The following is a 23,735-nucleotide window of genomic DNA, read 5'->3' as shown; positions in this document are numbered from 1 at the left end:
GGCGCGGAGCGCCGACATACGGGAGTCCAGGGGGCGGAGCCCCATGGTTTTCGGAGAAGGGGCGGGCCCGGGGCGCCCCGCGCAGGCCTACAGCACCACCTTGCGCCACTCGATCCGCTCGTACGTCCCCGACGTGCCGGTCTCGTACAGCAGGCCCACCACCCCCGCCTCCGCCTCCACCAGATCCGCGTACCCGGCCCGGTCCTGGGACAGGGTCACCGCCCGGTGGAAGGTGGCCCCGCCGTCCCGGCTGCGCCAGACGGACATGGCCTGCCGGGCGGTGGGCACGGAGGGGCCGCAGAAGAGCAGGGAGCCGCTCGGCCCGTGCTGCTGGAGCACGCTCGCGGCGACGACGGGCACGTCGTCGAGGGTCGGCTGCGCGGCGAACGGCCGGTCGAGGGTGCGGCCGCCGTCGCTGGAGTGACTGTCGAGCCGGTTGCCGACGGCGACACCGTGCTGGTCGCGCGCGTTGACGTACAGGCGTCCGTCAGGGAGCTGCGCCGCGCTGGACTCGTTGGCGTTGTGCACCCCGTCGTAGGTGTCGTCCACGTACCCGATGTGCCAGGTCCGGCCGTGGTCGTCGCTGTAGAGGGCGTGCGCGCCGTAGTACTTGGGCTCCTGCCCGTTGTCGGTGGAGCCCGCGGCGGGCGCCGCCGAGTGGTTGGCGGGCACGACGAGCCGGCCCGCGTGCCGCCCCCGGGTGAGCGCCACGGCGTGCCCGGGCCCGGTCGCGTACCAACGCCACCGCGGCCGCTTCACCTCGGCGGTGATCTCGCGCGGCACCGTGAACGACCGTCCGTCGTCCCCGCTGCGCTGCACGAAGACCCGCCGGCTCTGGGCGGCGGTGACCTCGCCCCGCATGATCTGCCCCTCGGTCACCGCACCGCTGTTGTACGAGGTGACGAGCACGATCTGCCCGGTACGTGGGTCGACCACCGGTGTGGGGTTGCCGCGGGTGTCGCCCCGCCCCGCGGCGACGACGGCGAGCGGACCCCAGGTACAGCCGCCGTCCGTGGACCGGCGCAGCACGACGTCGATGCTGCCGGTGTCGGAGGCACTGGAGCGCCGCCCCTCCGCGAACGCGAGCAACGTACCCCGGCCGGAGCGGACGACCGCGGGGATGCGAAAGGTGTCGTAGCCGTGGGTGCGGGCGGCGTACGGCACGGAACGGGAACACGCGGGCAGGTCGGCGCGGGAGCGAGTGGAGGGTGGGGGTGCGGGGGCTGCGGAGGTCGTGTGGGTCACGTGCGCCACAGGAGTCACCTGAGCCGCAGGGGCCGCGGGGCCCGCCGGTGTCGCCGGAGGCGAAGGTGTCGCGCCCGGCGCGGTGAAGGCCGTGAGGGTGGTTAATCCCGCCGCGGCCGCGAGGGCTGCCGCGCAGACGGTCAGGCAGGGGCGTACGCGGCGCAGGGCCGCCGGGCCCGGGGCCGAGGGACGTCTGCCGCGAAGCGCGCGGCTCGTGCGGGACATACGGCTCTTACGGCTCTTGCGGGTCATACGGCTCCTCGGCGGGACATGGGACGTAGGACGTCCCGCGTGAAGCTATTGCGCCTCGGGAGGTACGACAGTACCCCTGCGTCGCGACAGAGTTGACGATGTGTTGACGCACGAGAGTGACGGACCCGCGTTCGCAGGGGTCAAGGACGGCTCGTCCGGTACGCTCACGGCCGCCGCCGCACGGGGGACCCGTGTCACCCGCCCGGCGCAGTACCGGACGGCACCCCTAGGGCGTCGTACCGGGTGTCACCAGACCCGACTCGTAGCCCACGATCACCAGCTGGGCGCGGTCGCGGGCGCCCAGCTTTCCCATGATGCGGCTGACGTGGGTCTTCGACGTGAGCGGGCTCAGACCGAGTGCGTCCGCCACCTCGGTGTTGTTCAGGCCGCGGGCCACCAGGGTCAGGACCTGCCGCTCGCGGTCGGAGAGGCCGCCGAGCCCGGCGGGCACGGGCGCCTCGGACTCCGGTGTCCGCGGCTGGCGCAGCACGCGGGCGATGAGGCGGGCGGTGGGGCCCGGTGACAGCAGGGACTCACCGGCGGCGACGGTACGGATCGCGTCGAGCAGTTCGGCTGGCCTGGTGTCCTTGACCAGGAAGCCCGACGCCCCGGCCCGCAGCGCCTCGACGACGTGCTCGTCCGTGTCGTACGTGGTGAGCATCAGGACCTTCACGCCCGCCAGGTCCTCGTCGGCGGCGATGAGGCGGGTGGCCTCGATGCCGTCGAGGTCGGGCATGCGGACGTCCATGACGACGAGGTCGGCGCGTGCGGTGCGGGCCAGGTCCACGGCCTCGCGCCCGGACCCGGCCTGCGCGACCACGGCCATGTCCGGCGCGGACTCCACGAGCATGGCGAAGGCGGCCCGCACCAGCGCCTGGTCGTCGGCGAGCAACACCCTGATCACCCCACCCCCACCGGCCACCCGCCCCACCCCACTCGCGCTGGCCACCCCGCTCGCCCGGTCCACCTCGTTCACCCGGTCCACCTCGCTCGCCCGGTCCGCCTCGTTCACCCCCCTCACCCTGTCCACCCCGTTCACCCTGTCCGCCTCGTTCACCCCGTTCACCCTGTCCGCCTCGCTCACCCCGCCCGCCTGGTCCACCCCGTTCACCCTGTCCGCCTCGCTCGCCCCGCCCGCCCGGTCCACCCCGTTCACCCTGTCCACCCCGTTCACCCTGTCCACCCCGTTCAGCCCACCCACCCCATCCACCTCGCCCCCCCGTTCACCGCCCACCCCCCAGCGGAAGCACCGCCACCACCTCGAAGCCCCGGTCCGCCCCGGGGCCCGCCACCAGCGTGCCGCCGACGCTGCGCGCCCGTTCCCGCATTCCCACCAGACCGAAGCCGGGCACGTCCGGCGTGGGGCGTCCCGCCCGGACGGGGTGCGGCGCCGGTGCGGCCGGGCGGGCGCGGGGTGGCCCCGGGACGGCCGTCGCGTCGGTCTCCCCGCCGTCGTCCGTCACCGTCACCCGCAGCTCCCCGCCCTGCTTCCGTACCGCCACCCGCACGCTCGGGTGCGGGCCGCCGTGCCGTACGGCGTTGGTGAGGGCCTCCTGCACGATGCGGTACGCGGCGGCGCCCACAGCGGGCCGCACCGCAGGGTCCGGGGCGTGCACGGCGAGGTGCACGTCGGCTCCCGCGGTGCGGGCCGCGGCCGCGAGGTCGCCGATGCCGCCGATGCCGGGCAGGGGGCCGCGGGACTCGTCGGGGCCCGCGGGCTCGCCGGGGCCGTCGGGGCTCTGCGGGTCCGGGGCCCGCAGGACCTCGAGGGTCGCCCGCAGCTCGCCGCGCGCGCTGCGGCAGGTCTCCGCGATGTCGTCGAGCGCGCCCGCGACGGCGGTGCGGTCCAGGCGCTCGGGATCGGCGGCGAGGACGTGCGCGGCCACCGACGTCTGCACGCCGATCAGCGTGATGCTGTGCGCGAGCAGGTCGTGCAGGTCGCGGGCGACCCGCAGGCGCTCCTCGGCGACGCGCCGCCTGGCCTCCTCCTCGCGGGTGCGTTCGGCGCGCTCGGCGCGTTCCAGGGCGGAGGCGACGTACTGGCGGTGGACGCGTACGTAGGTGCCGAAGAGCAGCACGGCGACTATCCAGCCGGAGATGCGCAGGACCTCCGCGACCTGTTTGGGGCCGACGTGGGCGTTGGCGACCAGGGTGAGGGCGACGACGCCCACGCCGGTCAGGAGCGTACGGAGGGGCCGCCCGGTGACGGCGACGGTGTAGAGGGCGAGCATGGCGACGGGGATCGCGGCGACGTGGGTGTAGTCGACGGCGTGGTACGGCGCGACGAACGCGACGGTGGCGAGGAGCACCGGCATCGGGCGGCTGCGGCGCCACGCGGCCGGCACGTGGGCGCACAGGAGCAGGGTCCAGCCGAGCGCGTCCAGGCTGCGGCCGTCCCCGGCGACCGCGCCGAGCACCACCGCGACGGCGGTGACGAGGGCGGCGAGGAGGGTGTCGTCGCGCAGGGCGCGGCGCGTGCCGGGCACGGCCCCGGTGAGCGGCCAGAGGCGGCGCGCACCCGTGGCGGACGTCGGCTGACTCACGCCCTCGGCTCCCCCTTCCGGCCCACCGGCCCCGTCGCGTCCGGCCCCGGCCGTTCCCGCCCGTCGGTGTCCGTCCATGCGATCAGCCCCATCTTCGTGCACGGCGGCGCCCCTCGGACAGGGAGGGGCGCCGCCGTGTGGTCGGCCGTGCCTCTAGGGCGCGCGGACGAGTTCCGGCCCGTCGGCCTCGGGTGCGGGCGCGGGGCCCCGCGGTGCCTTCGCGAGCGGACCCGGCCACCACACCTTCCTGCCGAGGGCCAGGCTGGCGGAGGTCACCAGGTAGGTCCGCACCAGGAAGGTGTCGAGGAGCACCCCGACCGCGATGACGAAGCCCAGTTCGACGAGCTGGACCAGCGGCATGTTGGTGAGGACGGCGAACGTGGCGGCGAGGACGAGGCCCGCGGAGGCGATCACCCCGCCCGTGGTGCGCAGGGCGGTGAGCGCGGCGGGCCCCGTCTCCGCCCCGGCCAGGCACTCCTCGCGCATGCGGTGCATCAGGAAGATGCCGTAGTCGACGCCGAGGGCGACCAGGAAGCAGAAGGAGAGCAGCCCGAGGCCCGGGTCGGTGCCCTCGAAGCCGAAGACGGGTCCGAAGACGAGCCCCGCGATGCCGAGCGAGGCGCCCCACACCGCGACGACGGCGAGGAGGAGCAGGAGCGGGGCGACGAGTGCGCGCAGCAGGACGACGAGGATCAGCAGGACGGCGGCGAGCACGATGGGGACGACCACCCGCATGTCGCGCCGGTTGGTGTCCTTCAGGTCGAGCTGCTCGGCGCTCGGCCCGCCGACGTGGGCGCCCCGCGCGTCGAGGCGCTCGCGCAGCCGCTCCAGGGTCGCGGTCTCGGCCGCCGACTGCGGCGCGGCCTTGGCGACGACGGAGATCTCGGTCCACTGCCGCGAACTGCGGCCGCGTTCCGCGCTGTCGACGCCCGGCACGGCACGGGCGTCGGCGAGCGCCGAGGCGGCACGGTCGGTGGGTGCGATGACGCTGATGGGCTGGGTGCCGCGCTCGGGGTAGGCGGCGGCGAGGGTCTCCATCGCGGCGATGGAGTCCGGCTTGCTGGTGAAGGAGTCCTCCTGCTTGAGGTTGCCGGGCAGGGCGAACGCGCCGAGGGCGAGGGCGCCGAGCAGGACGGCGCCCGCCGCGAGCACGGTGCGGGGCCTGCGTCCCGCGGACGAACCCATCGACTGGAACAGGGACTTGCGCTTCTTGGGCTCGCTGCCGAAGGCCGGCACCAGCGGCCAGAACACCCGCCGCCCGAGCACCACGAGCAGCGCGGGCAGCAGCGTCATCATCGCCACGAGCGCGCACAGCACCCCGACCGCCCCGAGCGGGCCCATCCCCCGGCTGCTGTTGAGGTCGGCGGCGAGCAGGCAGAACAGTCCCGCGGCGACCGTTCCCGAGGAGGCGACCACGGCGGGCCCGCAGCCGCGCAGGGCGGCGGCCATGGCGTCGTACGGCCGCTCGACGCGGCGCAGTTCCTCGCGGTAGCGGGCGACGATGAGCAGGGCGTAGTCGGTGCCCGCGCCGAAGACCAGGATCGTCATGATGCCCGAGCTCTGCCCGCTGACCGTAGTGCCGAAGGCCTGGTTGAGGCCGTAGGCGACGCCCATGGAGAGGTAGTTGGCGACACCGGCGACGACGAGCGGCACCAGCCAGAGCAGCGGGCTGCGGTAGATCAGGACGAGCAGGACGGCGACGACGGCGACCGTGGTGTAGAGCAGCGGCCCGTCCAGGGAGGTGTAGACCTCACTGGCGTCGGTGGCGAGGGCGCCGGACCCGCCGACCTCGACGCTCAGCCCGTCCGCGCCGGCCGTGCCCTCGGGGGCCTCGGCGATGTCACGGACGTCGTTGACGAAGGTGTCCCGCAGTTCCTCGTCGGTGCCGGGTCCGGTGCTCGCGACGGGGTACATCAGCGTCGTGCCGTCCTTGGACGGCACGCCCCGCGGGGTCTCGACGAGCTTCAGCTCCCGGTCGAGGGCCGCCACCTGGTCCGCCGCCGTGCTCCGGTCGGCGGGGGTGAGTCCCGCGTCGCGGTGGTAGACGAGGACCAGCTCCGTCGTCTCACCGCCGGGCAGCCGCTCCTGGATCTCGGCGACCTGGGTGGAGTCGGCGTTCGCGGGCAGGTAGTCCACGGCGCGGTCGCGCTGGACGTCGCCGAGCTTCCCCGCGAAGGGACCGGCGAGCGCGAGCACGGCGATCCACAGGCCGAGCAGCACCCAGGGCACGGCGCTTGGCCGGCGGCGCTTCGACGTTGATGCGGCCCCCATCGGTGGGCCTCCCTCCCGTGACGGTGTCTGACGGCTTCCAGACTTCCGTCGCAGGGGGGCCGGGACGTCGCGCGCGAGAGCGAGTTGGACCCTACTTCCCGGGGTGGCGCGGGGGGCCCACTACTCCCTGGGGAGTATCCGCACGCGGTACGGGGCCGGGTGCGCCGGGTGCGTCAGGACGGCGTACGCGTCGCGGCCACGAGCAGTCGGGCCACGTCGTCGGGGTCGATGGTCAGCGCGCAGCCCGCGGTGGCGAGCACGTCGCGCTCGGCGGGCGTGTAGGGGCCGTCGGCGAGGGCGATCCTGGCGCCCTGGAGGAGCAGTGCCTCGCGTCCCGCGGGCGCGAGGTGGGGGGTCAGCGGACCGAGCGCCTCGTGGAGTTCGATGGCGAGTCCGGGCACGCAGTCCGGGACGTCGAAGCCGCCGGTGTCGGCGGCGAGCGCGTCGACCAGGGCGGTGAGACGCTCCTCGGTGCAGTCGTCGAAGCCGGCGCCGTGCAGGGTGGCGACGGCCGCGTCCAGGGCGGCGCGGGACGCGGTGCCGCCGGTGGTGAGGACCGCGATCACCACGGTGTGCACGGCGTCGCGCAGCATCGCGGAGAGCCGGACGGTCGTCGGGTGGTCGAGCGTCTCGAGCCCGAAGTGGTCCTGGCAGGCGGCGCATTCGACGACGGGTCCCGCCTCGCCGCGGGAGAGCAGCGGCACGCCGAGGAACACGAAGCGCCGACGGCCCGTGCGCCGCTGGTAGTTGCGGTCGCCACCGCAGCCGGGACAGAAGAACTCGCCGTCGCAGACGGTGGTCCAGGCCGTACGGGTGCCGACGAGGCGCCCTCCGAGAGACCCGCGGAACCCGCGGTGCCCGCCGCGGTGCAGCAGGCGCGGGAACGGGCCGGTGCTCTCCCCCCGGCCGGCGCCTCGGCCGCGGATCGGTGCGACCCTGTTGAAGACGCGGGATGCCCGTTCTTTCCGTCCCCGATCTGGCAGCACCACGCACCTCCACGACGCCGCGGCGGCCCTGCCGCGTTGGCGTGATGTTAGCCACATCCGTGATGCCGCGTCAGTACCCAGTACGGGAGATGGCCGGTTGCCAGCCAGGACCGGGCGCCCCGACGCGCGGCGGCCCCGTCCGCCACGGCGGCGGACGGGGCCGTAAAACCACCGGTCGAACGGGTGTCCGGCAGGATCAGCGGCTCGCGCGGTTGACGGCGGAGACGACGGCCTTGAGTGACGCACGTGTCGTATTCGCGTCGATGCCCACGCCCCACAGGACCTTGTCGTCGACGACGCACTCGATGTACGACGCCGCCTGCGCGGAGGCGCCGGCGCTCATCGTGTGCTCCTGGTAGTCGAGCAGCCGGGCGTCGATGCCGAGGGATTGCAGGGCGGCGAAGAACGCCGAGATCGGGCCGTTGCCCGTACCGGTCAGGACCGTGGACTCGCCGTCCACGACCGCGCCCACGGTCAGCGTGTCCACGCCGTCCTCGTCGGCGGTGGTCTGGCTGGCGCGCAGCTGGACGCGGCCCCAGGGGTTGTCGGGGTTCGGCAGGTACTCGTCCTGGAAGACACTCCAGATCGCGCCGGGCGTGACCTCGCCGCCCTCGGCGTCGGTCTTCGCCTGGATGATCTTCGAGAACTCGATCTGCATGCGCCGCGGCAGGTCCAGCTTGTGGTCGTTCTTCAGGACGTAGGCGATGCCGCCCTTGCCGGACTGGGAGTTGACGCGGATCACGGCCTCGTAGGAACGGCCGACGTCCTTGGGGTCGATGGGCAGGTACGGCACGGCCCACTCGATGTCGTCCACGGACGCGCCCGCCGCCGCGGCCCGGGACTCTATGGCGTCGAAGCCCTTCTTGATGGCGTCCTGGTGGGAGCCGGAGAAGGCGGTGTAGACGAGGTCGCCCGCGTAGGGGTGGCGCGCGGGGACCTCCATCTGGGTGCAGTACTCGTACACGCGACGGATCTCGTCGATGTCGGAGAAGTCGATCTGCGGGTCGACGCCCTGGCTGAACAGGTTCATGCCCAGCGCCACCAGGTCGACGTTGCCGGTGCGCTCGCCCTGCCCGAACAGGCAGCCCTCGACGCGGTCGCCGCCCGCCATCACGGCGAGTTCGGCGGCGGCGACGGCGGTGCCGCGGTCGTTGTGCGGGTGGATGGACAGGCAGACGTACTGGCGCCGGGACAGGTTGCGGGACATCCACTCGAAGCGGTCCGCGTGCGTGGACGGCGTCGAACGCTCCACGGTGGCGGGCAGGTTGAGGATGATCTCGCGGCCGGCGCCGGGCTGCCAGACGTCCATGACGCCCTCGCAGACCTCCAGGGCGAAGTCCAGCTCGGTGTCGGTGAAGATCTCCGGGCTGTACTGGTAGCCGAAGACGGTGTCCTGGTCGAGGATCTTGTCCGCGTACTCCATGACCAGGCGGGTGCCGTCCACGGCGATCTGCTTGACCTGCTCGCGCGAGCCGCGGAAGACGACCTCGCGCCAGACCGGCGCGGTCGCGTTGTACAGGTGCACGGTCGCGCGCCTGGCGCCCTTCAGGGAGGCCACGGTGCGCTCGATCAGCTCTTCGCGCGCCTGCGTCAGGACCGAGATCGTCACGTCGTCGGGGATGGCGTCCTGGTCCTCGACGATGGAGCGCACGAAGTCGAAGTCGGTCTGGCCCGACGAGGGGAAGCCGACCTCGATCTCCTTGTAGCCCATGCGGACGAGCAGGTCGAACATGGCGCGCTTGCGGGCGGGCGACATCGGGTCGATGAGCGCCTGGTTGCCGTCGCGCAGATCGGTGGAGAGCCAGCGGGGCGCCACGGTGATGCGCTGGTCGGGCCAGCTGCGGTCGGGCAGGGTCACCTGCTCGTACGGGCCGTACTTGTGGATCGGCATGGAACTGGGGCGCTGGAAGTTCGGCATGGCGTGCGGGGCTCCTCGACAGGGTCCGGAGGGGACGGCCGACGGTCTGGCACAGCACCGAACTCCGCGGGGAGGGGGTCGGCCTCTGCTACAGACCCTCACCGCGGCAGCTAAGGAGAAGCAGCCCGAAACGCATGATGCGAGGCAGCCTAGCCGAGCCGCGCGCGATGCGGGGGTGCGTATCAGTATCCGGGACCGGCAGAACGTACCGGACAAAAGGAGCCGTATATCACCTGAAGAGGACTCCATGGGTCCGTATACGGTTATTTCACTAATCATGGTGGCAGGTAGTGACAACGTCGTAACCCAGTGCCACATTGCGGACATGACCGCCAATCCCACGGGCTTCGTCCCCGTTTTCTGCACGATCGTGCCGCCCGTCATCCTGGACACGCTGGCCAAGGCCCAGGACCCCGCGCTCGCCAGGGCCGCCCGCCGCACCCTCCAGCGCGACGCCTACGAGCGCACCCAGCGCCGCCTGACCACCGTCGTCGGCGCCCCGTCCGTGGCCGCCCCCGAGGGCGCCGCCGAGGGCAAGCCGCACCGCACCGTCTACGACGCCAAGCACAAGACGGACCTGCCGGGGCACAAGGTGCACGGCGAGGGCGACAAGCCCGGCAAGGACGCGACGGTCAACCGGGCCCACGCCGGCCTCGGCGCCACCTTCGAGGTGTTCCTCAAGCACTTCGCGCGCGACTCCATCGACGGCGCCGGGCTGCCCCTGGACGCGACCGTGCACTACGGCGAGGAGTACGGGAACGCCTTCTGGAACGGCGAGCAGATGGTGTTCGGCGACGGCGACGGCGAGATCTTCCTCGACTTCACCATCCCCGTCGACGTCATCGGCCACGAACTGACCCACGGCGTCGTCCAGTACACGGCGAACCTCACCTACTTCGGCCAGCCCGGCGCCCTGAACGAGTCGATGGCGGACGTGTTCGGCTCCCTCATCAAGCAGTACACACTCGGCCAGACTGCCGCCGACGCCGACTGGCTGATCGGTGCGGGCCTGCTCGCCCCGCAAGTCAGCGGTACCGCGCTGCGCTCGATGAAGGCCCCGGGCACCGCGTACGACGACGACGTCCTCGGCAAGGACCCGCAGCCCGCCACCATGGACGACTACGTCCGCACCGGCCGTGACAACGGCGGCGTGCACATCAACTCCGGCATCCCCAACCACGCCTTCTACCTGCTCGCCAAGGCTCTCGGCGGCCACGCCTGGGAGCGGGCCGGGCAGATCTGGTACGCCGTCCTGACCGGCGGCGAACTCGCCCAGGACGCGTCGTTCACGGACTTCGCCAAGCTGACGGTCGCCGCCGCCCGCGCCAAGTACGGCGACGGCGAGGAGCTCAAGGCCGTCGTGGACGCGTGGACGCAGGTCAAGGTGCCCATCGCCTGACACCGGGTCGGGCCGGTCGCCGCCCGACTCGGCCGGAAGCCGTCGGGGCGCCCGATGCCGCCTGGCGGGGCACGAGAGCCTGGAGTAGACAGGACCCATGCGTATCCAGGTGAAGCGCACAGGAGGTTTCGCGGGCATCGAGCGGCACGCGGAGGTGGACACCACCGCGCGCCCCGACACCGCCGAGTGGCACGCCCTGGCCGAACGGGCCCTGGCCGACGGCCGGGACGCGCCACCCGTCGGCGTGCCCGACGGCTTCAGCTACCAGCTCACCGTCGACGACCGGACCGTGTACTGCGCGGACCCCCGGCTGACCGACGACCAGCGGGAGCTGATCACACGGGTGCTCAAGGAGGGCGCCTAGCGCCGTCGACGTGCGCGGCTGCCGCGTCAGAAGCCCAGCTTGCGCAGCTGGCGCGGGTCCCGCTGCCAGTCCTTGGCCACCTTGACGTGCAGATCGAGGTAGACCGGCGTGCCCAGCAGCGCCTCGATCTGCTTGCGGGACTTGATCCCGACGTCCTTGAGCCGCTTGCCCTTGGGGCCGATGATGATCCCCTTCTGGCTGGGCCGCTCGATGTAGACGAAGGCGTGGATGTCGAGGAGCGGCTTGTCGGCGGGCCGGTCCTCCCGGGGCAGCATCTCCTCGACGACCACGGCGATGGAGTGCGGCAGCTCGTCCCGTACGCCTTCCAGAGCCGCCTCGCGGATCAGCTCGGCCACCATGACCTGCTCGGGCTCGTCCGTGAGGTCGCCCTCCGGATAGAGCGCGGGGCCCTCCGGGAGCATCGGGACGAGGAGGTCCGCGAGCAGGTCGACCTGCTTCTCGCCGACCGCCGAGACGGGCACGATCTCGGCCCACTCGAAGCCCAGCTCCTTGCCGAGCTGATCGACGGCGATCAGCTGCTCGGCGAGCGTCTTGCCGTCCACGAGGTCGGTCTTGGTGATGATCGCCACCTTCGGCGACTTCTTGATCGACGCCAGTTCCTTGGCGATGAACCGGTCACCGGGCCCGAGCTTCTCGTTCGCGGGCAGACAGAACCCGATGACGTCGACCTCGGCCCAGGTGGTGCGCACCACGTCGTTCAGCCGCTCGCCGAGCAGGGTGCGCGGCTTGTGCAGGCCGGGGGTGTCCACCAGGATCAGCTGGGCGTCCGGCCGGTGCACGATGCCCCGCACGGTGTGCCGGGTCGTCTGCGGCCGGTTCGAGGTGATCGCCACCTTCTTGCCGACCAGAGCGTTCGTGAGGGTGGACTTGCCCGCGTTGGGGCGACCGACGAAGCAGGCGAAACCGGCACGGTGGACGGCCTGCTCGGACGGCTGGGATGACTGGGTACGCACGCTCATGCCGCCCATTCTCCCTGATCTTTTCTGGCGTGGGCGCCCTGGGCGGTCCCCCGTCCTCTGGGGCTGCGCCCCTTTCCCCTGCTTTCGGCCCTCCGGGCCTCGCCCTCAAACGCCGGGCGGGCTGGTTCATGGGGCTGCGCCCCTCTCCCCCGCTTTCGGCCCTGCGGGCCTCGTCCTCAATCGCCGGACGGGCTTATTCTCACGGGGCAGCGTCTTGCTGTGCGGCGAGGGCATTTCAGCCCGTCCGGCGTTTGAGGACGAGGCGCGGAGCGCCGATGAGCGGGGGTCCAGGGGGCGCAGCCCCCTGGTTCGGGAAGGGGCGGGACTGGGGCGCCCCGCGAAGGATCAGGCCGTCTCGGCGCGCAGCCGGACCACCCCGTCCGCCCCCGCCAGGAAGACGGGCGTACCGGACCCGCCCAGGTCCCGCACGGCGGCCAGGTCCTCGGCGCACAGCGCCTCCGCGCCGGAGACGACCGCCGCCGCCTCCAGGGACTCCGCCCCGGACGCCACCGCCATCGCCACGGCCGTACGCAGGGCGGAGAGCTCGAGGGAGGCGAGGGACACGGTCCCCGCGACATACGTACGGCCCGTCTCGTCGCGTACCGCCGCACCCTCGGGCACCCCGTTGCGGGCACGCGCCGAACGGGCGAGGGTGACGATCTTCTGGTCCTCGGGAGCGAGGTCGGTGCGCTCAGTCATGGCACGAGCATAAGGAGCCGCCCCGGACGCGCGCCCGGCGGCCACCCCGCGCACAGCCGACGCGCGGCCGGCGGCGGAGTCACGCCGCGTCCCCCTCCTCGGGGCCCGAGCCGGAGGCCCGCACCGGCTCCACGAGAACGGTGACGATCTTGTTGCGCCGCCCGGCCGCCGCCTCCGCCGTGAGCTTCAGGGCACGCCCGTCCGGCAGGTCCACCACGGCCGCCGCCCCGGCGATGGGCACCCGCCCGAGCGCCTTGGCGAGCAGTCCGCCGACGGTCTCGACGTCCTCGTCGTCGTAGGCCTCGAGGCCGTAGAGATCGCCGAGGTCGCCGATGTCGAGGCGGGCCGTGACGCGGTGGCAGCCGTTGTCGAGCTCCTCGACGGGCGGCAGCTCACGGTCGTACTCGTCGGTGATCTCGCCGACGATCTCTTCGAGGATGTCCTCGATGGTGACGATGCCGGCCGTGCCGCCGTACTCGTCGATGACGACGGCGACGTGGTTGCGCTCCTGCTGCATCTCCCGCAGCAGATCACCCGCGTTCTTCGTGTCGGGCACGAACGCCGCGGGCCGCATGGCCGTCGACACCAGTTCGTTCTCGGCGTCGCGGTTGATGTGGGTCCTGCGGACGAGGTCCTTCAGATACACGATCCCGACGACGTCGTCCTCGCTCTCGCCGGTCACGGGTATCCGTGAGAAGCCGGAGCGCAGGGCGAGGGTGAGGGCCTGGCGGATGGTCTTGAAGCGTTCGATGGAGACCAGGTCCGTGCGCGGCACCATGACCTCGCGGACCAGGGTGTCGCCCAGCTCGAAGACGGAGTGCACCATGCGGCGCTCCTCGTCCTCGATCAGGGACTCCTTCTCGGCGAGGTCGACCATCGCCCGCAGCTCGGCCTCGGAGGCGAAGGGTCCGCGCCGGAAGCCCTTGCCGGGCGTGAGGGCGTTGCCGATGAGGATCAGGAGGGCGGGCACGGGGCCCATGACGCGGGCCAGCGGCAGCAGGACGTACGCCGCGGCGGTCGCCGTGTTCAGCGGGTGCTGGCGGCCGATGGTGCGCGGCGAGACGCCGACGGCGACATAGCTGACGAGCACCATCACGCCGATGGCGATGGCGAGCGCCTCCCAGGTGACGTCGACGGCCTGGAGGCAGGCGTACGTCACCAGGGCCGCGGAGGCCATCTCGCACGCCACGCGCACGAGCAGGGCGACGTTCAGATAGCGGGTGGGGTCGGCGGCGACCTGCGCGAGCTTCGCGCTGCCGCGCCGCCCGGAGCGCACGGACTCCTCGGCGCGGAAGCTGGAGACACGGGCGATGCCCGCCTCGGCGCAGGCGGCGAGCCAGGCCACCACGACCAGGGCGACGGCCCCGGCGATCAGTTGGAGGGACATGGCGTCAGGAGACGGTCGGCGCCGGGGACGGGCCGGTCAGGCCCCGCTCCGCGCGCCAGCCGTCGACGATCGCCGCCTGCAATCCGAACATCTCCGCCTTCTCGTCCGGTTCCTCGTGGTCGTACCCGAGCAGGTGCAGCACTCCGTGGACGGTGAGGAGCTGGAGCTCCTCGTCCATGGAGTGCTGCGTGGGGGCCTCCTGGCCCTGCTTCAGGGCGACCTCGGGGCACAGCACGATGTCCCCGAGGAGGCCCTGCGGCGGCTCGTCGTCGTCCTTCATGGGCGGGCGCAGCTCGTCCATCGGGAAGGACATCACGTCCGTGGGGCCCGGCAGGTCCATCCACTGGATGTGCAGCTGCTCCATGGCGGCGGCGTCCACGACGATCACCGAGAGCTCGGAGAGCGGGTGGATCCGCATCCGCGCCAGTGCGTGGCGGGCGATGTCGAGGATCGCCTGCTCGTCGACCTCGGTTCCGGATTCGTTGTTGACGTCGATCGACATGGTGCTGTTCCGCTACTTCCCTCTGGACCGGCCGCGGCTGGCGTGCGAGCCGTTCTCCGTGCCGTTCTCGTTGTCGTACTTCTCGTACGCGTCGACGATACGGCCGACGAGCTTGTGCCGTACGACATCGGAGGACGTGAGCCGCGAGAAGTGCACGTCGGGTACGCCGTCCAGGATGTCCTGGACCTGACGCAGGCCCGACTTCGTGCCGTTCGGCAGGTCGATCTGCGTGACGTCGCCCGTGATCACGATCTTCGATTCGAAGCCGAGGCGGGTGAGGAACATCTTCATCTGCTCGGCGTTCGTGTTCTGCGCCTCGTCCAGGATGATGAACGCGTCGTTCAGCGTCCGGCCGCGCATGTACGCGAGCGGGGCGACCTCGATGGTGCCCGCGGCCATCAGGCGCGGGATGGAGTCGGGGTCGAGCATGTCGTGCAGCGCGTCGTACAACGGGCGGAGGTAGGGGTCGATCTTCTCGTAGAGCGTGCCGGGCAGGAAGCCGAGGCGCTCGCCCGCCTCCACCGCCGGGCGGGTCAGGATGATCCGGTTGACCTGCTTGGACTGTAGGGCCTGGACCGCCTTGGCCATGGCCAGATACGTCTTGCCCGTACCGGCGGGGCCGATGCCGAACACGATCGTGTGCTTGTCGATCGCGTCGACGTACCGCTTCTGGTTGAGGGTCTTGGGGCGGATGGTGCGGCCGCGCGAGGAGAGGATGTTCTGGGTCAGGACCTCGGCCGGGGTCTCCTCGCCGTCGGCCTCTCCGCTGTCGTCCGCCCGGAGCATGGCGATCGAGCGTTCCACTGCGTCCTCCGTCATCGGCTGTCCGGTGCGGAGCACCAGCATCATCTCGTCGAACAGGCGCTGGACGAGGGCGACTTCGTGGGCGTCTCCGACCGCGCTGATCTCGTTGCCCCGGACGTGGATGTCGGCCGCCGGGAAGGCCGTCTCGATCACGCGGAGGAGCGCGTCCCCGGAGCCCAGGACCGTCACCATGGGGTGCTTGGCGGGGACGGTGAAGTGGGCCCTGGCGGACTGGGGCGCGGTCGGCTGCGCGGGGGTCTGAGCTGTCGGTGTCTGCGTCATGGGCCGGCTCTGAAGGCCTGCTCATCCTCCTCGTCACGGGGCTCGCCGGGAAGCGGCGTCCTGCACTGCCCAGGGTACGACGGGCCACTGACAAGCCCTAAGCCCTTTTCCCGGTCCCGCTCGAGGCCGCCGCATCCGCCCGGGCGGGGAACCGGTCCCGGCCGGGCCCTGTCCCGGCCCCGGACCCTTTCCCGGCCCCAGCCCCTGCCGGGGCCCGCGCCCTACAGGGACCTGCCGAACCCGATCGTGGGCACCGCCCTGCGCAGTGGCCAGGGGCGGGACGTCTCGGGCAGCAGGGCCTCCAGGAAGGCGTAGCGGCGCAGGGCGACCGGGTCCTGCTCGTCGACCTCGCACACGCGCCGCCACCACGCGGCGACCTCCGACCAGCCGGGCGCCGAGAGGGACCCGCCGAACTCCTGCACGGACAGCGCGGAGGTCAGGCCGGCGAAGGCGATCCGGTCGGCGAGGGACCACCCGGCGAGGGTGCCGGTCACGAAGCCCGCCACGAACACGTCGCCCGCGCCGGTGGGGTCGAGCGCCGCCACCTCGATGGCGGGCACGGAGGCGGTCTCGCCGGTGCGCCCGTCCACCGCGTACGCCCCTTCGGCCCCGAGGGTCACCACGGCCACCGGGACGTGCGCGGTCAGCGCGTGCGCCGCGGCCCGCGGGCACTTCGTGCCGGTGTACCGCATGGCCTCCTGGGCGTTCGGCAGGAACGCCTCGCAGTGCGCCAGGTCGGGCAGGGCCGCGAGGTCCCAGCGCCCGGAGTCGTCCCAGCCCACGTCGGCGAAGATCCGGGTGCCGCGGGCCGCCGCCGCCGCGATCCACGGCGCCCGCGCGCCCGGTTCGAGGGAGACCACGGCGGCACGCGCGCGGGGCGGGCAGCTGGGCGCGCCGCCGTCGGGCAGGGCGGTGTCGAAGGGCGGCTCGTGCCCGTGGCTGATCATGGTCCGTTCGCCCTCGTACGCCATGGAGACCGTCACCGGGGAGTGCCAGCCGGGAACGGTCCGTGACGAGGACAGGTCGATGCCCTCGCCGTGTTCGAGGGCGTCCCAGCAGTACTCCCCGTAGTGGTCGTCCCCGAAGGCCGCGGCCAGTGAGGTGTGCAGGCCGAGCCGGGCGAGGGCGGTGGCCATGTTGGCCACGCCGCCGGGGCTCGACCCCATGCCGCGCGCCCAGGACTCGGTGCCGCGCACCGGTGCCGAGTCCAGGCCGGTGAAGATGATGTCGAGGAAGACCGTCCCGGTGAGGTACACGTCGCACGGCGGGTCGCCCGCCCTGCGCGCCGACTTCAGTGGATCGACGAGGGTCTCCGTGCCCGCGGCGGAGGTGTGATGGGGTGCGCCTGGTGGTACAGCCATGAAGGCAACGTAACCCAGGCCTGTGACAGGACCGAGCCGCTACCAGCGCGGCACGAGCGGAGTTGTCCACTCCGGATCGAGTCATCGCGGCGAGGCTGATGCCCAGACGGGTGTTGGAGTGCATGGGCCGTCGCGCACCTTGCCGCCGAGCAGCGCGTGCACGGGCAGGCCGAGCGACTTGCCGAGGGCGTCGAGGCAGGCGACCTCGAAGCCGGACACCACGGTGAGCCGCAGCTTGTCGGCGGTCCGGGCGCCGCGCAGGCCGCCGACGCCGACGGCGGTGTCGACACGGGTTCGCGCCCGCCTCCCCGTACGCCTTCGCACCCGCCTGCCCGCACACCCCCGACCGGCTACGGGAACTCGTACGCCGCGACCTCCGCCAGATACCGCGCCCGCAGCGCCTCCTCCTCGGGGCCGCCGTCCAGGAACGCCGCCTCGAAGGAGTTCCTCGCCAGCTCCCGCAGCGCCTCGTGGTCCAGGCCCAGGGCGTCGCGCACGGCGCGGAAGTTGTCGCCCGCGTAGCCGCCGAAGTAGGCCGGGTCGTCGGAGTTGACGGTGCAGACAAGACCGGCGGCCATCATCCGCGGCAGCGGGTGCTCCGCGAGGACGTCGACGGCGCGCAGGCGCACGTTCGACAGCGGGCACAGCGTGAGCGGCACCCGCTCCCGCACCAGGCGCTCCACCAGATCGGGGTCCTCCATGCAGCGGAGCCCGTGGTCGACGCGTTCGACGCCGAGCACGTCCAGGGCCTCCCGCACATAGGCGGCCGGGCCCTCCTCGCCCGCGTGCGCCACCTTGCGCAGGCCGAGCGCCCCCGCGGCCTCGTACACGGCCGCGAACTTGGCCGGGGGGTGGCCCACTTCGGCCGAGTCGAGGCCGACGCCGGTGATCCGGTGCAGATGCGGCTTCGCGGCCTCCAGGGTCGCCATGGCCGAGTCGGCGGACTGGTCGCGCAGGAAGCACATGATGAGGCGGGTGCTGACGCCGTGCCGCTCCTCGCTGCGGTCGAGGGCGCGGCCGAGGCCCTCGACGACCGTGGCGAAGGGGACGCCGCGCGCGGTGTGGGCCTGCGGGTCGAAGAAGATCTCGGCGTGCCGCACGCCCTGGGCCGCGGCCCGCGCGAGGTAGGCGTCCGCGAGCTCCTCGAAGTCGGCCTCGGTGCGCAGCACGGCCATCAGGCCGTAGTAGAGGTCGAGGAAGGACTGGAGGTCGTCGAAGAGATAGGCCCTGCGGAGCTCCTCGGTGTCGGCGTACGCGAGGGAGATGCCGTTGCGCGCGGCGAGCGCGAAGGCCAGCTCGGGTTCGAGGGTGCCTTCGATGTGCAGGTGCAGTTCGGCTTTGGGAAGGGGCATGTGGTGCTTCTGTTCTGTGTTCGGGCCCGAACCGGGGGTCGGTTCAGGCGTTGCGCCTGGGCAGCGGGATCCGGTCCAGGTCCCGGGCCACGGTCAGCTCGCCGGTGAACCCGGCGGCGCGCGCCTGCTGTGCGAAGACGGCGGGGTCGGCGTACCGCTGGCTGAAGTGCGTGAGCACCAGGTGCCGGACACCGGCGTCCCGGGCCGCGGCGGCGGCCTGTCCCGCGGTGAGGTGGCCGTGGTCGGAGGCGAGCCGGTGGTCCTCGTCCAGGAAGGTCGACTCGATGACGAGCATGTCGCAGCCCTCGGCGAGGGCGTGCACGCCCTCGCACATCCGGGTGTCCATCACGAACGCGAACCGCTGCCCGCGCCGCACCTCGCTCACCTGGTCGAGGGTGATGCCGCGCAGGCTGCCCCCGCGCTGGAGCAGGCCGACATCGGGGCCCCTGACGCCGTGCTCGGCGAGCAGCGCGGGCAGGATGCGCCGCCCGTCGGGCTCGACCAGGCGGTACCCGAACGACTCCACGGGGTGGGAGAGCCGCGCCGTCTCCAGGCGGTAGGACGGCGTGGCCGCGACGACGCCGTCGGCGGCCACCGGCGCCTGCACCAGGTCGACCGTCTCGCGGTAGGCGGTGGCGTACCGCAGGCGGTCGAAGAAGCGCTGCCCGGAAGCCGGGTAGTGGGCGGTCACGGGGTGCGGCACCCGGTCGAGGTTGACGCGCTGGATGACGCCCGCGAGGCCCAGGCTGTGGTCCCCGTGGAAGTGGGTGACGCAGATGCGGTTCAGGTCGTGCGCGGCCACGGAGGCACGCAGCATCTGCCGCTGCGTGCCCTCGCCCGGGTCGAAGAGGATGCCCTCGCCGTCCCAGAGCAGGACGTACCCGTTGTGGTTGCGCTGCCGGGTCGGGACCTGGCTCGCGGTGCCGAGCACCACCAGTTCACGTACGGACAAAGGAGACTGTCCCGGTCAGCCGGGCGGCCACTGGAGGCCGCGGCCGCCAAGGACGTGGGCGTGCGCGTGGAAGACGGTCTGCCCGGCGCCCGCGCCGGTGTTGAAGACGATGCGGTAGCTCTCCGACCCCTCCTTGGCGGCGACCTCGCCCGCCTCGCGCAGCACGTCGGCGGCGATCCCCGGCTCGGCGGCGGCGAGCGCGGCGGCGTCCGGGTGGTGCGCCTTGGGGATCACCAGGACGTGCGTCGGCGCCTGCGGGTTGATGTCGCGGAAGGCGAGGGTGGTCTCCGTCTCCCGTACGACGGTCGCCGGCACCTCACCGGCGACGATCTTGCAGAACAGGCAGTCGGCCTGCGGTTCTCCCGTCATGGGGGCACCCTCCCGGGTCACTGGTCGTTGCTCTTGGACCGGTCACTGATCAATACCGTCGCATGCTATCGGGGCGCCGTCCTCACGCCCGCGCCCCGCCGCCCCCGGACGGTCGGCCCCGGTCGGTGCCGGGCAGCGCGGGCGGGGTCTTCGCCGGGGACTCCTCCAGGGCGGCGACGGCGACCCGTACCGCCTCGTCGAGCTGGGGGTCGCGGCCGGCCGCGTGGTCGTCGGGGGTGGCCACGACCTCGATGTCGGGGTCGACGCCGTAGTTTTCCACCCCCCACCCCACGCCCTCCATCCAGAACGCGTACTTGGGCTGGGTCACCAGGGTGCCGTCGACCAGGTGGTAGCGGCTGTCGATACCGACGACGCCGCCCCAGGTGCGGGTGCCGACCACGGGCCCGAGGCCGAGCGCCTTGATCGCGGCGTTCACGATGTCGCCGTCGGAGCCGGAGAACTCGTTGGCCACGGCGACGACGGGGCCCCGCGGCGCGTCCCCAGGATAGCTGAGCGGACCCGAGCCGCGCGGCAGGTCCCAGCCGACGATGCGGCGCGCCAGCTTCTCCACGACGAGCTGCGACGTGTGCCCGCCGCGGTTCTCCCTGACGTCCACGACCAGGCCCTCGCGCGTCACCTCGACCCGCAGGTCGCGGTGGATCTGCGCCCATCCGGGCGCCTGCATGTCCGGCACGTGCAGATAGCCGATCCTGCCGCCGGAGCGCTCGTGGACGTAGGCCCGCCGGTCGGCGACCCACGCGTGGTAGCGCAGCGGCTCCTCGTCGTCCACGGGGACGACGACGGCGTGCCGGAGGTCACCGCCGCCCGCCGGGGACACGGTGAGTTCCACGGGCTTGTCCGCGGTGCCGACCAGGAGCGGCCCGGGCCCCGTCACCGGGTCGACGGGCCGCCCGCCCACGGCGAGGATCGCGTCGCCCGCCCGCACGGCGACACCGGGCGCCGCGAGGGGCGAGCGCGCTGCCGGGTCGGACGTCTCGGACGGCAGGACCCGGTCGACGCGCCACAGGCCGTCGTCGCCGCGCGAGAGGTCCGCGCCGAGGAGCCCCTGCCGGGTGCTTGCGACGCTCCAGTTGCCGCGCGGGAAGACGTAGGCGTGCGAGGTACCCAGCTCGCCCTGCACCTCCCACAGCAGGTCCACCAGGTCGTCGTGGGTGGCGATGCGGGCGAGCACGGGGCGGTAGCGCTCCAGGACGCCGTCCCAGTCGACGCCGCCCATGTCGGGCCGCCAGAAGTTGTCCCGCATGAGGCGGCCCGCCTCGTCGTACATCTGCCGCCACTCCGCTGCCGGGTCGACGTACTGGCGTACGCGGCCGAGGTCGACGGTGATGTTCGAGTCGCTGTCCTCGTCGGCCGAGGCACGGCGGTCGCTCGGCACCACCTTCAGCTTGCCGCCCGCCCACAGCAGCACCCGCTTGCCGTCGCCGGTGACCGCGAAGTGGTCGGCGTCGCCGCAGAGTTCGTCGACGCGGTGCTGGGTGAAGTCGTAGCGCTCGAGCTCCGAGCTGGGGTCGGGGTCCGCCGGGGTGGCGCGGGACGCGCCGAGAACGCCGCGCAGGGGGTGGCGCAGCCAGAGGAGGCCGTCCTTGGCTGCCCTCAGCGTGGAGTAGCGGGCGCCCTCCACGGGGAACGGCACGACGCGCTCGGCGAGGCCGTCCAGGTCGACGCGGGTGGAAGGGGTGCCCTCGCTGTCGGGGGTCTCGGCGTGCCCGCCCCCCGACAGTTCGGAGGCGTCGAAGGGCTTGCCGTGGCGCTGCGGGCCGAACGGCGAGGGGGTGGTGGCCGCGAGCGTGATGAGGTGCGGCCGGGCGCCGCCGACGAAGGCGAGGTCGAAGACGTGGTCGTCGTAGACGGGGTCGAAGGCCCGCGCGGACAGGAACGCCAGGTGCTTGCCGTCGAGCGTGAACGCCGGGCTGTAGTCACGGAAGCGGAGCCGGGTGGCCTCCGACACCGTGAGGTCGGCGGTGTTGGCGAGCTTGAGCTGGCGCAGCGGGCGCGGCCCCGGGTGCGACCAGGCGAGCCAGGCGGAGTCGGGCGAGAAGACGAGCCCGGTGGCCTCGCCGTGCTCGGCGCGGTCCACCTCGCGCACCTCGCCGCTCTCCCGCTCCACGATCAGGACCCGCCCGTCGTGCGCGGCGACGGCGGCGCGGCTGCCGTCGGGCGCCATGGCGAGCGTGAGGACCCGGCCGAGCTGTCCGGCCGCGAGCCGCCGGGGTGTCGCACCGGGGGCGAGGCCGGTGGCGGGCGCGAACTCCAGGGCGTCGTCGCCCTCCGCGTCCGTCACCCACACCACGTGCTCCTCGCCGTCCACGCGGAACGTGCGGGGCAGTCGCGCCCGGACGCCGGGTTCGGCCGCGAGCACACGGGCAGGGCCCTCGCGGTGCGTGACCCAGTGCACGGCGCCCCGCACGGCGACGGCGCTGCCGCGCCCGGTGTGGTCGGGCGCGGCGGCACCGAACCAGCGGGCGGCGTTCACGGGATACGGTTGCAGGTCGGCGCGCTGGCCGCCGAGGGCGACGTCGAGGGGGCGCGGCGCGGCGTCCACTAGGTCGTCGAGGACGTGGAGTCCACCGGCGGACGCATACGTCACGCGGGTGCCGTCGGTGGCCGCGTGCCGGGCGTAGAAGCCGTCGAGGGGGGTGTGGCGGCGCAGGTCGGTGCCGTCGGGCAGCGAGGAGTACACGGCGCCGACGTCCTCGTGGTCGCTGAGGAAGGCGATGCGGTCACCGACCCACAGGGGGCACTCGATGTTCCCGTCGAGGCCCTCGTGGACGCGCGCGAACCCGTCCGTGGCCCCCGTGCCGCGGATCCACAGCTTGCCCGCCGTGCCGCCCCGGTACCGCTTCCACCAGGCGGCCTCGCGTCCCATCGGCGCGGACAGCAACAGGACTTGGCCGTCCGGGCCGTGCGTGACGTCCCCGACCAGGCCGTACGGCAGCAGCTCCGCGGGGCCGCCGTCGAGGGGCACCGCGTACGCCCGGGTCCTGCGGAGCGAGGCCTCGCCGTGCGTGGTGAGGGCGAGCACCCGCCCGTCGGGCGTCCAGTCGCACACCGCGGTCCTCGAACTGCCCCAGTACGTCAGGCGTTTCGCGGGCCCGCCGAGCACGGGCGCCACGTGCACCTCGGGGGCGCCGTCCCGCGTGGACGTCCAGGCGACGGTGGTGCCGTCCGGGGAGACGCGGGGGCGGCGCACGGGGACGTTGTCGGCGCTGACGCGCCAGGCGCGGCCCCCGTCGAGCGGGGCGACCCAGACGTCGTCCTCGGCGGTGAAGGCGAGCAACTCGCCGCTCGGATGCGGAAACCGGAGGTAGGAAGGCTGCGTCACGAGGTCAGCCTAAGCAGGCGCCGCGGGGGGCGGGGGCGCTTTGGATCACTTGCCCGACTCTTGGCCGGGGTGCTCGGTCACCGTGACGGTGGCGGTGGGGGCGGGGTCGGGCTCGGGCCCGTCGTGGTCGACCTGCTCGTCGTGGTCGACCTGCTCGTCCTTCCCGCCGTTCCCGTTCCCGTCACCACGGCCGTCGTCACCGTTCCCGTTCCGGTTCCCGTCACCCTGGCCGCCGCTGTCGTGCTGGTCGCCGTCGTTCCGGTCGCCGCGGTCGCAGTCGCCCAGGACGTCCGCGCGGAACCACTCCTCCTTGCCGACCTTCGCGGTCAGGTTCCCACGTACGCAGGCGCCGTTGGTGACGTCGGTGACCCGGCCCCTGACAGTGACGACCTTGTCGTCGTCGGTCTGGCCCCGGCAGTCGACCTCGGCCTTCCGCTTCTTGTCGGACTCCCCCGCCTCCTTGTCGCCGCCGACGTACGAGGCGTGGCAGGTCAGCCAGTCCACCTCGGCGTGCTGCCGCTCCAGTTCGCGGGTGGCCGTCTTGTCGGTGGTGATCGCCACGGCGGACGTGCTCATGGTGCCCTCGACCGGGTCGCAGCCGGTCAGGCCCGCACCGGCCGCGGCCACGACGCCGAGGGCGAGCAGAGCCCGCCGCGGTGCCGCCGGTAATCGCCTGGATGCGCTCATGGGCGTGAGGGTGCCACTGCGCGCCCCGGTCCGGTAGAC

Annotated in this window: 19 protein-coding genes and 1 pseudogene; 2 read left to right on the top strand and 18 right to left on the bottom strand. The window is 73.0% G+C overall.

The window, feature by feature from the left end; translation table 11 throughout:
- Positions 1 to 87 precede the first annotated feature (87 nt).
- From ACH4DX_RS02320 to leuA, 6 genes are all read right to left on the bottom strand, one after another.
- Entirely contained in the window at positions 88 to 1,245 is a 1,158-nt protein-coding gene (locus ACH4DX_RS02320) for an exo-alpha-sialidase (protein WP_398153683.1), read from the bottom strand.
- Positions 1,246 to 1,723: 478 nt separating this feature from the next.
- Positions 1,724 to 2,401, bottom strand: a complete 678-nt coding sequence (locus ACH4DX_RS02315; protein WP_398154160.1) for a response regulator — start codon at positions 2,399 to 2,401, stop codon at positions 1,724 to 1,726.
- Between the two features lie 319 nt (positions 2,402 to 2,720).
- The gene (locus tag ACH4DX_RS02310) at positions 2,721 to 4,118 is read right to left on the bottom strand and encodes a sensor histidine kinase (RefSeq protein ID WP_398153682.1); all 1,398 of its coding nucleotides are present in this window, start codon (positions 4,116 to 4,118) and stop codon (positions 2,721 to 2,723) included.
- A 75-nt stretch (positions 4,119 to 4,193) separates the two neighbouring features.
- Entirely contained in the window at positions 4,194 to 6,311 is a 2,118-nt protein-coding gene (locus ACH4DX_RS02305; RefSeq protein ID WP_398153681.1) for an MMPL family transporter, read from the bottom strand.
- A 173-nt stretch (positions 6,312 to 6,484) separates the two neighbouring features.
- Positions 6,485 to 7,183: a TerB family tellurite resistance protein gene (locus ACH4DX_RS02300; protein WP_398118034.1), complete on the bottom strand. Its 699-nt coding sequence runs from the start codon at positions 7,181 to 7,183 to the stop codon at positions 6,485 to 6,487.
- Positions 7,184 to 7,493: 310 nt separating this feature from the next.
- Positions 7,494 to 9,215 carry a 2-isopropylmalate synthase gene (gene leuA, locus ACH4DX_RS02295; protein WP_398153680.1) on the bottom strand — a complete coding sequence of 574 codons (1,722 nt, stop codon included), beginning with the start codon at positions 9,213 to 9,215 and terminating at the stop codon, positions 7,494 to 7,496.
- 325 nt (positions 9,216 to 9,540) lie between these two features.
- On the opposite strand from leuA, the gene ACH4DX_RS02290 reads away from it, so the two are divergent.
- On the top strand, positions 9,541 to 10,614 hold the full coding sequence (locus ACH4DX_RS02290; protein ID WP_398117033.1) for a M4 family metallopeptidase: 1,074 nt from the start codon (positions 9,541 to 9,543) through the stop codon (positions 10,612 to 10,614).
- Between the two features lie 97 nt (positions 10,615 to 10,711).
- Entirely contained in the window at positions 10,712 to 10,978 is a 267-nt protein-coding gene (locus ACH4DX_RS02285) for a protealysin inhibitor emfourin (protein WP_398153679.1), read from the top strand.
- A gap of 26 nt (positions 10,979 to 11,004) precedes the next feature.
- Here the strand turns inward: ACH4DX_RS02285 and era are convergent, their stop codons facing one another.
- The 12 genes and pseudogenes from era to ACH4DX_RS02225 form a co-directional block, all read right to left on the bottom strand.
- On the bottom strand, positions 11,005 to 11,967 hold the full coding sequence (gene era, locus ACH4DX_RS02280) for a GTPase Era (RefSeq protein WP_398117030.1): 963 nt from the start codon (positions 11,965 to 11,967) through the stop codon (positions 11,005 to 11,007).
- 336 nt (positions 11,968 to 12,303) lie between these two features.
- Positions 12,304 to 12,657 carry a cytidine deaminase gene (locus tag ACH4DX_RS02275; protein ID WP_398117028.1) on the bottom strand — a complete coding sequence of 118 codons (354 nt, stop codon included), beginning with the start codon at positions 12,655 to 12,657 and terminating at the stop codon, positions 12,304 to 12,306.
- Between the two features lie 79 nt (positions 12,658 to 12,736).
- Positions 12,737 to 14,044 carry a hemolysin family protein gene (locus ACH4DX_RS02270; RefSeq protein WP_398117026.1) on the bottom strand — a complete coding sequence of 436 codons (1,308 nt, stop codon included), beginning with the start codon at positions 14,042 to 14,044 and terminating at the stop codon, positions 12,737 to 12,739.
- 4 nt (positions 14,045 to 14,048) lie between these two features.
- Complete coding sequence (ybeY, locus tag ACH4DX_RS02265; RefSeq protein ID WP_398117024.1) at positions 14,049 to 14,546, bottom strand: rRNA maturation RNase YbeY; 498 nt, start codon at positions 14,544 to 14,546, stop codon at positions 14,049 to 14,051.
- A 12-nt stretch (positions 14,547 to 14,558) separates the two neighbouring features.
- On the bottom strand, positions 14,559 to 15,632 hold the full coding sequence (locus ACH4DX_RS02260; RefSeq protein WP_398117022.1) for a PhoH family protein: 1,074 nt from the start codon (positions 15,630 to 15,632) through the stop codon (positions 14,559 to 14,561).
- 221 nt (positions 15,633 to 15,853) lie between these two features.
- The gene (locus tag ACH4DX_RS02255) at positions 15,854 to 16,993 is read right to left on the bottom strand and encodes a carbohydrate kinase family protein (protein WP_398153678.1); all 1,140 of its coding nucleotides are present in this window, start codon (positions 16,991 to 16,993) and stop codon (positions 15,854 to 15,856) included.
- 129 nt (positions 16,994 to 17,122) lie between these two features.
- A pseudogene (locus ACH4DX_RS02250) lies at positions 17,123 to 17,290 on the bottom strand (glucarate dehydratase); the annotation flags it as partial.
- A gap of 53 nt (positions 17,291 to 17,343) precedes the next feature.
- A complete protein-coding gene (locus tag ACH4DX_RS02245; RefSeq protein ID WP_398153677.1) occupies positions 17,344 to 18,345 on the bottom strand; it encodes an adenosine deaminase in 1,002 nt (333 codons plus the stop codon).
- Between the two features lie 43 nt (positions 18,346 to 18,388).
- Positions 18,389 to 19,297, bottom strand: a complete 909-nt coding sequence (locus ACH4DX_RS02240) for a ribonuclease Z (RefSeq protein ID WP_398117016.1) — start codon at positions 19,295 to 19,297, stop codon at positions 18,389 to 18,391.
- Between the two features lie 15 nt (positions 19,298 to 19,312).
- Entirely contained in the window at positions 19,313 to 19,666 is a 354-nt protein-coding gene (locus tag ACH4DX_RS02235) for a histidine triad nucleotide-binding protein (protein ID WP_398153676.1), read from the bottom strand.
- 82 nt (positions 19,667 to 19,748) lie between these two features.
- Positions 19,749 to 23,009, bottom strand: coding sequence for a S41 family peptidase (locus ACH4DX_RS02230; RefSeq protein WP_398153675.1), 3,261 nt, complete (start codon positions 23,007 to 23,009; stop codon positions 19,749 to 19,751).
- 45 nt (positions 23,010 to 23,054) lie between these two features.
- Positions 23,055 to 23,696: a hypothetical protein gene (locus ACH4DX_RS02225; protein ID WP_398153674.1), complete on the bottom strand. Its 642-nt coding sequence runs from the start codon at positions 23,694 to 23,696 to the stop codon at positions 23,055 to 23,057.
- Positions 23,697 to 23,735 lie beyond the last annotated feature (39 nt).

It is taken from the genome of Streptomyces sp. NPDC017940, from assembly GCF_044328435.1.
GTDB lineage: Bacteria > Actinomycetota > Actinomycetes > Streptomycetales > Streptomycetaceae > Streptomyces.
The sequence above is the reverse complement of the archived record's forward strand: the minus strand, read 5'-3'. Positions and strand labels throughout refer to the sequence as shown.

What these genes read in the sequence shown, in the direction of transcription:
- ACH4DX_RS02255 (WP_398153678.1), bottom strand. Translation starts at nt 16,993, where the DNA reads ATGGCTGTACCACCAGGCGCACCCCATCACACCTCCGCCGCGGGCACG.
- ACH4DX_RS02305 (WP_398153681.1), bottom strand. Translation starts at nt 6,311, where the DNA reads ATGGGGGCCGCATCAACGTCGAAGCGCCGCCGGCCAAGCGCCGTGCCC.
- leuA (WP_398153680.1), bottom strand. Translation starts at nt 9,215, where the DNA reads ATGCCGAACTTCCAGCGCCCCAGTTCCATGCCGATCCACAAGTACGGC.
- ACH4DX_RS02310 (WP_398153682.1), bottom strand. Translation starts at nt 4,118, where the DNA reads ATGGACGGACACCGACGGGCGGGAACGGCCGGGGCCGGACGCGACGGG.
- ACH4DX_RS02270 (WP_398117026.1), bottom strand. Translation starts at nt 14,044, where the DNA reads ATGTCCCTCCAACTGATCGCCGGGGCCGTCGCCCTGGTCGTGGTGGCC.
- ACH4DX_RS02235 (WP_398153676.1), bottom strand. Translation starts at nt 19,666, where the DNA reads ATGACGGGAGAACCGCAGGCCGACTGCCTGTTCTGCAAGATCGTCGCC.
- ybeY (WP_398117024.1), bottom strand. Translation starts at nt 14,546, where the DNA reads ATGTCGATCGACGTCAACAACGAATCCGGAACCGAGGTCGACGAGCAG.
- ACH4DX_RS02275 (WP_398117028.1), bottom strand. Translation starts at nt 12,657, where the DNA reads ATGACTGAGCGCACCGACCTCGCTCCCGAGGACCAGAAGATCGTCACC.
- ACH4DX_RS02225 (WP_398153674.1), bottom strand. Translation starts at nt 23,696, where the DNA reads ATGAGCGCATCCAGGCGATTACCGGCGGCACCGCGGCGGGCTCTGCTC.
- ACH4DX_RS02290 (WP_398117033.1), top strand. Translation starts at nt 9,541, where the DNA reads ATGACCGCCAATCCCACGGGCTTCGTCCCCGTTTTCTGCACGATCGTG.
- era (WP_398117030.1), bottom strand. Translation starts at nt 11,967, where the DNA reads ATGGGCGGCATGAGCGTGCGTACCCAGTCATCCCAGCCGTCCGAGCAG.
- ACH4DX_RS02260 (WP_398117022.1), bottom strand. Translation starts at nt 15,632, where the DNA reads ATGACGCAGACACCGACAGCTCAGACCCCCGCGCAGCCGACCGCGCCC.
- ACH4DX_RS02285 (WP_398153679.1), top strand. Translation starts at nt 10,712, where the DNA reads ATGCGTATCCAGGTGAAGCGCACAGGAGGTTTCGCGGGCATCGAGCGG.
- ACH4DX_RS02245 (WP_398153677.1), bottom strand. Translation starts at nt 18,345, where the DNA reads ATGCCCCTTCCCAAAGCCGAACTGCACCTGCACATCGAAGGCACCCTC.